The 10,348-nt window shown below is 70.6% G+C and carries 11 protein-coding genes; 4 read left to right on the top strand and 7 right to left on the bottom strand.

The window, feature by feature from the left end:
• From ACLN58_RS12415 to ACLN58_RS12405, 3 genes are all read right to left on the bottom strand, one after another.
• On the bottom strand, nucleotides 1–1,176 hold a 1,176-nt coding region (locus ACLN58_RS12415), incomplete at its 3' end, for a globin domain-containing protein (protein ID WP_415855571.1).
• Nucleotides 1,177–1,266: 90 nt separating this feature from the next.
• Entirely contained in the window at nucleotides 1,267–1,725 is a 459-nt protein-coding gene (locus ACLN58_RS12410) for an RrF2 family transcriptional regulator (protein WP_415855570.1), read from the bottom strand.
• Between the two features lie 35 nt (nucleotides 1,726–1,760).
• On the bottom strand, nucleotides 1,761–2,678 hold the full coding sequence (locus ACLN58_RS12405; protein WP_415855569.1) for a LysR family transcriptional regulator: 918 nt from the start codon (nucleotides 2,676–2,678) through the stop codon (nucleotides 1,761–1,763).
• Nucleotides 2,679–2,729: 51 nt separating this feature from the next.
• On the opposite strand from ACLN58_RS12405, the gene ACLN58_RS12400 reads away from it, so the two are divergent.
• Nucleotides 2,730–3,635 (top strand): EamA family transporter, encoded by a 906-nt coding sequence (locus ACLN58_RS12400; protein ID WP_415855568.1) that lies wholly within the window; start codon nucleotides 2,730–2,732, stop codon nucleotides 3,633–3,635.
• Here the strand turns inward: ACLN58_RS12400 and ACLN58_RS12395 are convergent.
• Both ACLN58_RS12395 and ACLN58_RS12390 read right to left on the bottom strand, forming a co-directional pair.
• Nucleotides 3,625–4,113 carry a hypothetical protein gene (locus tag ACLN58_RS12395; protein WP_415855567.1) on the bottom strand — a complete coding sequence of 163 codons (489 nt, stop codon included), beginning with the start codon at nucleotides 4,111–4,113 and terminating at the stop codon, nucleotides 3,625–3,627. The two genes, ACLN58_RS12400 and ACLN58_RS12395, sit on opposite strands and share 11 nt — an antisense overlap.
• Nucleotides 4,110–4,238 carry a hypothetical protein gene (locus ACLN58_RS12390; protein WP_415855566.1) on the bottom strand — a complete coding sequence of 43 codons (129 nt, stop codon included), beginning with the start codon at nucleotides 4,236–4,238 and terminating at the stop codon, nucleotides 4,110–4,112. Before ACLN58_RS12390 ends, ACLN58_RS12395 begins: the two co-directional genes overlap by 4 nt.
• Before the next feature lie 88 nt (nucleotides 4,239–4,326).
• On the opposite strand from ACLN58_RS12390, the gene ACLN58_RS12385 reads away from it, so the two are divergent.
• Entirely contained in the window at nucleotides 4,327–4,560 is a 234-nt protein-coding gene (locus ACLN58_RS12385) for a hypothetical protein (protein ID WP_415855565.1), read from the top strand.
• Between the two features lie 189 nt (nucleotides 4,561–4,749).
• Here ACLN58_RS12385 and ACLN58_RS12380 read toward each other — a convergent pair whose 3' ends face one another.
• Complete coding sequence (locus ACLN58_RS12380) at nucleotides 4,750–6,213, bottom strand: phosphomannomutase/phosphoglucomutase (protein WP_415855564.1); 1,464 nt, start codon at nucleotides 6,211–6,213, stop codon at nucleotides 4,750–4,752.
• A gap of 72 nt (nucleotides 6,214–6,285) precedes the next feature.
• Between ACLN58_RS12380 and ACLN58_RS12375 the strand changes: the two genes are divergently transcribed.
• Nucleotides 6,286–6,714, top strand: coding sequence for a VOC family protein (locus ACLN58_RS12375; RefSeq protein WP_415855563.1), 429 nt, complete (start codon nucleotides 6,286–6,288; stop codon nucleotides 6,712–6,714).
• A gap of 79 nt (nucleotides 6,715–6,793) precedes the next feature.
• Here ACLN58_RS12375 and ACLN58_RS12370 read toward each other — a convergent pair whose 3' ends face one another.
• The gene (locus ACLN58_RS12370) at nucleotides 6,794–8,488 is read right to left on the bottom strand and encodes a thiamine pyrophosphate-dependent enzyme (protein WP_415855562.1); all 1,695 of its coding nucleotides are present in this window, start codon (nucleotides 8,486–8,488) and stop codon (nucleotides 6,794–6,796) included.
• A gap of 163 nt (nucleotides 8,489–8,651) precedes the next feature.
• On the opposite strand from ACLN58_RS12370, the gene ACLN58_RS12365 reads away from it, so the two are divergent.
• Nucleotides 8,652–10,348 (top strand): RecQ family ATP-dependent DNA helicase (locus tag ACLN58_RS12365; protein WP_415855561.1); only part of this gene is annotated, 1,697 nt, incomplete at its 3' end.

Raw genomic sequence — 10,348 nt, 5'->3', positions numbered from 1 at the left:
CCAGAGGTCGGGGCCGAAGACCTCGTAGTGGATACGATGCGCCGGGATGCCGAGGGCCAGGGCATCGGAGCGGATCTTCTGCATGAACGGGAGCGGCCCGCACAGGTAGACGGTCGCGCTGCGCGGCACGTCGACCTCGGCGAGGCTCATGAAGCCCGCACGCGCCGCGGCCGCACCGGCAACCGGCGCCTCGGCGGGCTGTTCGAGCCAGAGGTGGAGTTCGGCGTCGTCGATCTTTTCGACGTCGCCCAGCATCTGGCCCCCGAGCGCCCACGCGTCGAAGCTCCGCTCGGCGTGCAGCACGAGGACCTCGCGCGCGGAGCCAGCGCTCGCGAGCGAACGCAGGATCGACGCGCTCGGAGTGCAGCCGATTCCCGCGGACGCGAGCACGAGGGGGCCCTCGCCGTCGTCGAGCGTGACGTCGCCGTAGGGGTTGGAGAGTTCGACGACGTCGCCCACCTGGACCGTGGCGTGCAGGACCGGCGAGACCTCGCCGCCGTCGTTGTACTTCGTGGTGAAGGTGCGACGCTCGGTCGACTCGGCGTCAGCGGACAGCGAGTACTGGCGCGCCTGCAGGAGCCCGTCCTCGACGGGGATCCGCACGCTCACGAACTGCCCCGCCCGCCCCGGCGTGACCGGGGTCGCGTCAGCGGGCTCGAGCACGAACGTCACGACGCTGGCGGTGGCGGCGCGCTTCTCGACGACCCGCCACGGCGCCCACATGACGTTGTTGGCCTGCCGGGCGTAGAGGCCCTTCTCGATCTTGATGAGTGCGTTCGCCATGAACCAGTAGACCTCGGTCCACGCGGCCGCGACCTCCGCCGTGACGGCGTCGCCGAGATCCTCCGCGATGGCCTCGAAGAGGTACCGGTACACGATCGGGTACTGGTCTTCGGTGATGCCGAGCGAGGCATGCTTGTGGGCGATCCGGCTCAGCACGGCCTCGGGCAGCGTGTCCGGGTTGGTCACGAGGTGGCTCGCGAACGCCGCGATTGCGCCCGCGAGGGCCTTGCGCTGCTCGCCGTTCGCCTGGTTCGCGCGGCTGAACACGCCGTCCAGGAGCTCCGGGTGGGCCGCGAACATCTTGCGGTAGAAGAGCGGGGTGATCTCGCCGATGCGGCTGCCGACGAGCGGGAGGGTGGCTTCGATGACGGGACGGGCGCTGTCCGAGAGCATGGAGACTCCTGAGGTTGGAGGGCAATTCAGCATCTTAAATGCTGAATTGACTCCAAGTTTTCTACGCCCTGTAGAAAAAGGCAAGCTGGGCTAGGCCATGCTGGCGAGCGGGCGCATGCCGAGCTGGACGAGCACCGGCCCCATCTGGCGCGAGTGCGGGAGCGAGCTCACGAGGACATCGTCGAGGGCTTGGTAGAACGCCTCGCGTGCGTGGCGTAGCGCCGAGCGGAGGTTGCACTGGAACATGAGCGGGCAGTCGCCGCCGGGCGATTCGCACTCCGTGAGGTCCGTGCGCGTGTCGAGGGCCCTCAGCACGCTCCCGACCGTGGCCCTGCGCCCGAGCTCGCTCAGCTGCACGCCACCGGCCCGCCCCCGCGTCGACTCGACGAGGCCGAGCTCGCGGAGCCGGAGCACGGCCTTGCTCACGTGGTTGTAGGGCGTTCCGACGCCCTCGGCGATAGCTCGCGTGGCGAGCGGTTGCGTGCCGTCCGCCGCACTGAGCAGCATGAGTGCCCGCAGGCTTACATCCTCGAAGGCCGTCATGCGCATGGCGTGAAGTCTACCCCCGGAATGCAAACATTTGTTCAGATAACTCGGGTGTCCCGAAGGAGGCGGACGATCAGGCGGACGCCGGGGCTCGCCGACATCGTGCGTCGATACGCGGCGGACACGAGGCGTGTGGGGGTTTCGCCTGCGAGGGGGCGCGCCACGACGCCCTCCGGGAGGGGCGGCCTGCCGAGCCTGGGCACCAAGGCGAGGGCGGCGCCGTCGTGCGCGAGGGCGACGTGCGTCGCGAAGTCCGGATCCGTGAAGCCGATGCGCGGCACGGTGCCCTCGGCCGTGAAGAGGCGCATGAGCGCCTCGTGGCAGATCGCACCCTTCGGGGTCGCGCACCACGTCTCGTCGAGGAGATCGCGGCGGTCGAGGACCGGGTGGGCCGCGAGCGGGTGCGCGGCGGGCAGGATGACGTCCGCGACGTCTTCGCACAGCGGCTCGAGGGTGACGTGCGCGGGCACCTCGAGCGGCACGGAGTTCCAGTTGTGCACGACGGCGAGCTCCGCGTCCCCGTGCGCGACGAGCTCCACGGCCTCGACCGGGTCGACGCTCGAGACTTCGAGCCGCATGCCCGGGGCCTCCTCGGCGAGCCGCCGTGCCACCTGGCCGAAGAACGCGCGCGTCGCGGTCGAGAAGGACGCGACGGCGAACGTCCCTTGGGGTGCGTCCGCCGCCGCGAGCATCGATTCGACGCGCTCGATGTCCGCGAGCAAGCGCACCCCGTGCTCGACGAGCGCCCTGCCGCGCTCCGTGAGCAGCACGCCGCGGCCCTGCCGCTCAAGGAGCGCGGCGCGCGACTGGCGCTCGAGTTTCTTGATCTGCTGGGAGACCGCGGACGGGCTGAAGCCCAGCGCGTCCGCTGCGGCCACGACCGAGCCATGCCGCTCGACGGCAGCGAGCGAGCGGAGGGCCTGAAGGTCGATCATGAAGCAATCGTAGATGGTCATGCGCACAAATCAACGCTGGTGCTGAAAGGTTCCGCCCGGGACGATGGAGGGGTGAAACCGCAGCATGCCGCCCTCGCAGTCCTCGTCGCCGTCATTTGGGGCGTGAACTTCGTCGCCATCGAACTCGGCCTGCGCGACGTGCCGCCGCTCGTCTTCGTGGCGCTGCGCTTCGCGCTCGTGGCCGTGCCTGCCGTGTTCTTCGTGCCGAAGCCCGCCGTCTCCTGGCGCGTCATCGCGGGCGTCGGGATTTTCATGAGCGCGGGGCAGTTCGGGCTCGTCTACCTCGCGATGCACTGGGGGATGCCGGCGGGGCTTGCGCCGCTCGTGCTGCAGAGCCAGATGTTCTTCACGATCCTCATCGCGGCGGCGGTCCTCAAAGAACGGCCGACGGCGGCCCAGCTCGCCGGGGTGGGCGCGGGGGCGGTCGGTCTGGTGCTCGTCGCGGTGGGTCGCGGGGCCGTTGCGCCGCTCGGGCCGCTCCTGCTCGTGGTCTTCGCGGGGCTCTCGTGGGGCATCGGGAACACGATCTCGCGCTCCGCGAAGGGCGTCTCGGGCGTCGGCCTCGTGGTGTGGTCCGCCGCGGTGGTCCCCGTGCCGATGCTCGCGCTTGCCACGGCCGTCGAGGGCCCCGCCACGGTGCTCGGCGCGTTCGCGGACCTGTCCCTGCCCGCGTGGCTCAGCACCCTGTTCACCGTGGTGCTCGCCTCGCTCGTGGGCTACTCGGCGTGGAACTCGCTCCTCGGGAAGTACCCCGCCGCCGCGGTGGTGCCGTACACGCTGCTCGTGCCGCCGGTGGGGCTCGCCGCCGCCTGGCTCGCGTTCGGCGAGGTGCCGCAGCCGCTCGAGGCCCTCGGAGGGCTCGTGCTGCTCGCGGGCGTCGGGACGACGCTCGTCCGTCGCCGCCCCAGCCCGAGTTCGGGCGCCGGTGTTCCCGTCCGTTCAGGGGTCAGTCGGTGAAGACCTGCGCGTCGTGCCCGTCCGGCTCGACCGCCGAGTACACGTAGCCGCCCGCCGTCATCTCATAGGGGAGGATCGCGGCGATGAGGCCGCCGTCGCGGTGCTCGGCGGCGGCGTGGATCCCGTCGGAGCCGTGCTCGGGCAGCGTCACGTCGCTCGCGAACGCGATCGCGCGGCAGCCCTCGCGGCCCTGCCGCAGGAGTTCGATGACGTCGGCGAGCATCGCCTCGGCGTCGAGGTCGCCGTCGAGCTCGTCGTCGCCGCCGCCCTCTGTCCCGCCCTCAGGCTCGGGCGGGGCGACGAGCACGAGCCGCAGCTCGCCGTCGTCCGCGAGGGTGACGCCGAACGGCAGGAAGCCGCCGTTCTTCTCGAGCTGCTCCTGGGCCATGGCGAGGGCCGTGCCGAGGACGTCGTGCAGCTCGCGCAGCATGGTGTCTTCGTCCGCGCCGGCGCCCCCGGTCGGGGTCGGGGAGCTCATGCGCGTACGACCGGGAGGACGCTGTCGCGGATCGCCTCGAGGGTCTCGCTGTCCGTGGCCTCGCCGTTGAAGCGGAGGTATGGCCGCGGCGCCTGTCCGGAGGGAGTGGTCACGTTGATCGTCACGCGCCTGACTTTACTCAGCAGCGCCTCTCGATGAAGCTCCCGTGGTTGGAGCATGTACGCGCGACTTCGCCTGCGCGAGACTGAATTGATGAAGATCTTCGAGTGGTGGCCTCGGGTCCAACCAGAAACACGCGACTGGCTCACTGAGCACAACGGCGAGCCGCTGCCGCCTCAGGTGAGCGCCGACATACTGGCGGTGACCGGGGGCACGACCCATTCCGAGTGGTGGGCTGGCGAATCAGCTGAGGGTCCCCAGCTCTCCGACGAAGCCGTGGATTGGATCGAGGCTGTCGCCAACGATGAGGAGCCCACTCCCAGTTGATACAGCACCTCGCAAGCCCTGTATGTCGGCCCGACGTGGCTTCCTTGCAGGCATGAGTGTGTTCCCCCAAGTGGCGTGAGCAGGCCTCCGAGCGGCCAGCGTGCCCAGAGTAACCGGGCGTCATCGACACCTAGGGGAACGGTGGGCGCCGTCTCAGTGGTTGCCGAGGGCGCCCCGATGCCTAGGAGCTCACGCCCGCACGATCGCGAGGACGCTGTCGCGGATCGTCTCGAGGGTCTCGCGGTCCTTGGCCTCGCCGTTGAAGCGGAGGTAGGGCTCCGTGTTCGACGGGCGGAGGTTGAACCACCACGAACCGTCGGCGGCGGAGAACGTGGTGCCGTCGAGCTCGTCGATCGCGACGTCCGGGCTCTCGTAGGCCTCGCGCACGCGGGCCACGGCCCCAGCCTTGTCCTCGATCTCGGAGTTGATCTCGCCCGAGGAGACGTAGGGCTCGTATTCGGCGCCGAGCTCGGAGAGCGGGCGATCCTGACCGCCGAGGGCGGCGAGGACGTGCATGGCCGCGAGCATGCCCGTGTCTGCGTTCCAGAAGTCGCGGAAGTAGTAGTGGGCCGAGTGCTCGCCGCCGAACACGGCGCCCTCTTCCGCCATGACGGCCTTGATGAACGAGTGGCCCACCCGCGTGCGGACCGGGCGCCCGCCGTCGTGCTGGACGAGCTCGGGAACGGCGCGGGACGTGATGAGATTGTGAATGATGATCGGGGCGGCCTCGCCAGCCGCCTTCGCGCGGGCGATCTCGCGCCGCGCCACGAGGCCCGTGATGGCCGAGGGGGAGACCGGCTCGCCGTTCTCGTCGATGACGAAGCAGCGGTCGGCGTCGCCGTCGAACGCGAGGCCCAGGTCCGCGCCGTGCTCGACGACCGCCTTCTGGAGGTCGCGCAGGTTCTCCGGCTCGAGCGGGTTCGCGGGGTGGTTCGGGAAGGTGCCGTCGAGCTCGAAGTAGAGCGGAACGATCTCGAGGGGCAGCGCGGGGAGGATCGTGTCGCCGAGCACTGCGGGCGTCGTGAGGCCTGCCATCCCGTTGCCCGCGTCGACCACGACCTTGAGCGGGCGGATGCCGGAGAGGTCCACGAGCTTGCGCAGGTGCGCGGCGTAGTCCGCGAGGACGTCCCGCTGCGCGACGGTGCCCTGGCGTTCGACGGCGACGACCTCGCCTGCCGCGAGGTAGGTCTCCGCGGCGGCCTGGATCTCCTTGAGACCGGTCTCGGAGGAGACCGGCAGCGCGCCGGCCTTCGCGAGCTTGATCCCGTTGTACTGGGCCGGATTGTGGCTCGCGGTGAAGGTAGCGCCCGCGGCCCCGAGGGCGCCGCACGCGTAGTAGAGCTCGTCCGTCGAGATGAGGCCGATCGTCTCGACGAGCCCGCCGCGGGCGGCCGCTCCGCGCGCAAAGGCGTCGATGAATTCGGGGGACGAGGGGCGCATGTCGCCGCCCACGAGCACGGGCTGCTCGGCGAGGCCCAAGACGTCGACGAAGGCCGCGCCCACGGCCTCGACGATCCGCGCGTCGATCGTTTCGCCCACGATCCCGCGCACGTCGTACGCCTTGAAGGACGCGGAGAGGTCGGTCTGCGGCGCCTGGCCGGGAGTGCTCACGTTGCTGGTCACGCGCTTGAGTTTACTCAGCACGGCCAGCATCGTTCAGCGCGGCCCACCGACACGGGGGCAGGCAAGGGTTCGCAAGGCGCCGCCGGGACGTAGGTTGGCGGCATGGACTGGACTCTAGAAGTTGTCATCGTGCCCGTTTCCGATATCGACCGCGCCGTCGAGTTCTACCGCGACAAGGTCGGCTTCACGCTCGACCACGACACCACGAACGAATACATGCACGTGGTCCAGCTGACGCCGCAAGGCTCCGGATGCTCGGTCGTGATCGGCGACCTGCCGGCGCAGCGCGAGATGGCGCCGGGCTCGCTCAAGGGGCTCCAGCTCGTTGTTGCCGATGCGGAAGCCGCTCGGGCCGAGCTCGTGGGCCGCGGCGTCGACTGCTCGGAGCTCATGGTGTTCTCTCCCGACGACGGCGGCACGTTCTTCGGCTTCGCCGACCCGGACGGCAATTCCTGGGCGGTCCAGCAGATCAAGGCCCGGGCCGAGAAGCCCCTCATCCCGGTCGAGCACCGCGGCCGCTTCGGCGCGTAGCCGCGGCGACCACGAACGACGGCGGGGTCCCCACACGCGTGGGGACCTCGCCGTCGTTCGGTGCTTGCTGAAGCTGGGGTCAGTAGGCCTTGACCCGCTGCTCGACCACGAGGTGGATGAGCGCGAAGGTGCGGTCCTCGTCGATCGCGTGGAGGGCGGCCGCGATCGCGCCGGGCACGTCTGCGTCGCGTTCGACGCGCACGCCGTACCCGCCGAAGGCTTGGGCCATGAGCGCGAAGTCGGGGTTCCTGAGCTGGGTGCCGGAGACGCGGTGCGGGTATTGGCGCTCCTGGTGCGAGCGGATGGTGCCGTATTCCTGGTTGTCCATGACGACGACGAGCGGCGTCGCGCCGTACTGCGCGGCGGTCGCGAGCTCCTGCCCGTTCATGAGGAACTCCCCGTCACCCGCGATCGTCACGACGCGGCGGCCCGGGTAGGCCAGCGATGCCGCGATCGCGGACGGCACCGAGTAGCCCATCGAGCCGTTGCGTGCGCTGATCATGGACGCGTAGCGCTGGGTCGGGAAGTAGCGGTGGGCCCAGTTGGTGTGTTCGCCCGCGCCGAGCGTCACGATCGCGTCCTCGGGCAGCGTCGGGACGAGGTTGGCCATGAGCGTGTCCATGCGGGCCGGGCCGTCCGTGGGGCTGGCCGGCGGGAGGGCCGCGAACTTCTCCTGCTCGCCGCGCATGCGCTCGGTCCAGGCCGTCCACTCCTCGCGGACGGGGAGGTCCATGCGAATCAGGTCGCGCACGAACACGTCCGGCTTGGCCACGATCTGGTACGAGACGGGGCCGGAGCGCCCGCGCAGGGACGAGTCGATCGTGACGAGGAAGTTCTTCTTGGCCCAGTCCTGGCGGACCAGGAATCCATCGGTGATGACGTCGCCGGGGACCGTGCCGACGAACACGAGCAGGTCGGTTTCCTCGAGCAGGTTGTAGGTCGGCTTGGGGCGGCCGTAGCCGATCGGCCCGACGTAGGAGGGCGAGCTGAACGGGATCGTCCCCTCGCAGCGCCACTCGGCCGCGGCGGGGATGTGGTGCTCCTCGAGCCACCCGGTGAGCGCGGTGGCGCCCTCCTGCGTCCAGTCGTTGCCGCCGACCACGAAGAGCGGCTTCTCCGCCGCGAGCAGCGCTCCCTGGAGCGACTTCCAGTCCGTGACCGTCATGCCGCCCGTCGCGACGGGGATCGCGGGGTGGATCGTCGCGTCGACTTCCTGCTGGATGACGTCCTCGGGCAGGCCCACGACCACGGGCCCGGGACGGCCGCTCATCGCGGCGAACATCGCCTCCGCGACGAGCTCGGACGCGCGCTCGGCGTGGTCGAGGACCATGACGCGCTTGGCGCCGGTGTCGAACCACGACTTGATGTCGAACTCCTGGAACGCCTCGCGGTCTCGGTGCGCGAACGGGATGAGGCCCACGAACAGGACCATTGGGGTCGAGTCCTGCCACGCGGTGTGCAGGCCCACGTGAGCGTTCGCGGCGCCCGGGCCGCGCGTGACCATCGCGATCCCGGGGACCTGGTTCATCTTCCCGTCGGCTTCGGCCATGTACGCCGCGCCGCCCTCGTGGCGGCACACGACCGTCTCGATCGGCGAGCCGTGCAGCCCGTCCAGCACGTCCAGGAACGATTCGCCCGGGACCACGTACGAGCGCGTGACCCCGTGGGCGACGAGCGAGTCCACGATCACGTGGCCGGCCGATTTCCGGACCTTATGCGGCTCCGTTTCGGCGGGCAGGGTGGATTCGGACAGGGGCGGCACCGTTGCCGTCATGTGGACATCCTTCTGTGGCGCTGAGCTGGGCACTGAGATATCCCCAAGGTAGCGGGCGCCCGGGTTTCCGCACAGCGAGAAGTGTCAGACGTCACGGCCATACTGGGAGGGACAGTCCGGAGTGCGAGACAAGCACTGCTTACCCGACAGTAGGGACTATTTCATGACGTTTTCTGACACCGGTTCGCCGAGCTCCGACGCGCTGCGCGGGGAGGCGCTCACAGTCCTCCGGCGCCTCGTGGGGCGCGACGACGCGGCGTTCCACCCCGGGCAATACGAGGCGATCGAAGCGCTCGTTGCGCACCGCCGTCGAACGCTCGTTGTGCAGCGCACCGGGTGGGGGAAGTCCGCGGTCTATTTCGTCGCGTCGCTGCTCCTGCGTGCGCGGGGCGCTGGGCCCACGCTCATCGTCTCGCCGCTCCTGGCCCTCATGCGGGACCAGGTCGAGGCGGCCGCGCGGGCGGGCGTGCGCGCCGTCGCGATCAATTCGGCCAATCGCCTCGAATGGGATGAGGTGCACGCGGCGCTCGCCGAGGACACCGCGGACGTCGTGCTCATCTCGCCCGAGCGCCTCACGAATCCCTCGTTCCGCGAGGAGCATCTGCCCGAGCTCCTCGCGCGGACGGGCCTGCTCGTGGTCGACGAGGCGCACTGCATCTCCGACTGGGGCCACGACTTCCGGCCCGACTACCGGCGCATCGCTGCGCTCATCGACGAGCTGCCGCCGTCCGTGCCCGTGCTTGCGACGACGGCGACGGCCAACGCGCGCGTCGTGGCCGACGTCGAGGAGCAGCTCGGAGACGGCGTGCTCACGCTGCGCGGTCCGCTGGGGCGTGATTCCCTGCGGCTCGGCGTGCTCCGCCTGCCGGACTCGCGGCATCGGCTCGCGTGGCTGCTCGCGCATCTCGGTGACCTGCCCGGCAGCGGCATCATCTACACGCTCACGGTCTCGGCGGCCGAGGACACGGCGCGCCTCCTCGCCGACGCCGGGCACCGCGTGCTCGCGTACACCGGGAAGACCGATACGGCCGAGCGCGAAGAGGCGGAGCGCCTCCTCAAGGGCAACGAGGTCAAGGCGCTCGTCGCGACCTCGGCGCTCGGGATGGGCTTCGACAAGCCGGACCTCGGGTTCGTGGTGCACCTCGGCGCGCCGTCTTCGCCCGTCGCGTACTACCAGCAGGTGGGGCGCGCGGGACGCGGGGCCGCCCACGCCGACGTCCTGCTCCTCCCGGGGCCCGAGGATCGGGACATCTGGCGGTACTTCGCGACCGCCTCGATGCCCGATCAGGGCAAGGCGCAGTCCGTGATCGACGTGCTCGCGGAAGCCGGGCGGGCACTCTCGACCGTGGCACTCGAGGCGCAGGTCGAGCTGCGGCGCACCCAGCTCGACCTGCTGCTCAAGGTCCTCGCCGTGGACGGCGCGGTCGAGCGCGTGGGCGGCGGGTGGCGCGCCACCGGGACGCCGTGGACGTACGACGCCGAGCGGTACCAACGCATTGCCGCCGCCCGGAGCGCGGAGCAGGCCGCGATGGTCGAGTACGAGGAGACCGGCGGCTGCCGCATGGAGTTCGTCACGGCGCAGCTCGACGACGAGACCGCCGCTCCCTGCGGGCGGTGCGACAACTGCGCGGGGACGTGGTTCCCGGCGGGGGTGGACCCTGGGCTGCTCGAACGCGCGGGGGAGCAGTTGCGTCACGCCGGCGTGCCGATCGAGCCGCGGGCCCAGTGGCCGAGCGGCATGGACCGCCTTGGCGTTCCCGCGAAGGGGCGCATCCCCGCTGAGGAGCAGCTCGCCGAGGGGCGCGTGCTAGCGCGCCTCACGGACCTGGGGCACGGCGGCGCTCTCCGGGAGCTCTTTGC

Source organism: Sinomonas sp. G460-2, from assembly GCF_047759905.1.
In the GTDB taxonomy this organism is placed as follows: domain Bacteria; phylum Actinomycetota; class Actinomycetes; order Actinomycetales; family Micrococcaceae; genus Sinomonas.
This window is presented reverse-complemented; position numbering and strand designations above follow the sequence as displayed.

What these genes read in the sequence shown, in the direction of transcription:
- ACLN58_RS12410 (WP_415855570.1), bottom strand. Translation starts at nt 1,725, where the DNA reads ATGCGCATGACGGCCTTCGAGGATGTAAGCCTGCGGGCACTCATGCTG.
- ACLN58_RS12405 (WP_415855569.1), bottom strand. Translation starts at nt 2,678, where the DNA reads ATGACCATCTACGATTGCTTCATGATCGACCTTCAGGCCCTCCGCTCG.
- ACLN58_RS12395 (WP_415855567.1), bottom strand. Translation starts at nt 4,113, where the DNA reads ATGAGCTCCCCGACCCCGACCGGGGGCGCCGGCGCGGACGAAGACACC.
- ACLN58_RS12385 (WP_415855565.1), top strand. Translation starts at nt 4,327, where the DNA reads ATGAAGATCTTCGAGTGGTGGCCTCGGGTCCAACCAGAAACACGCGAC.
- ACLN58_RS12380 (WP_415855564.1), bottom strand. Translation starts at nt 6,213, where the DNA reads ATGCTGGCCGTGCTGAGTAAACTCAAGCGCGTGACCAGCAACGTGAGC.
- ACLN58_RS12375 (WP_415855563.1), top strand. Translation starts at nt 6,286, where the DNA reads ATGGACTGGACTCTAGAAGTTGTCATCGTGCCCGTTTCCGATATCGAC.
- ACLN58_RS12370 (WP_415855562.1), bottom strand. Translation starts at nt 8,488, where the DNA reads ATGACGGCAACGGTGCCGCCCCTGTCCGAATCCACCCTGCCCGCCGAA.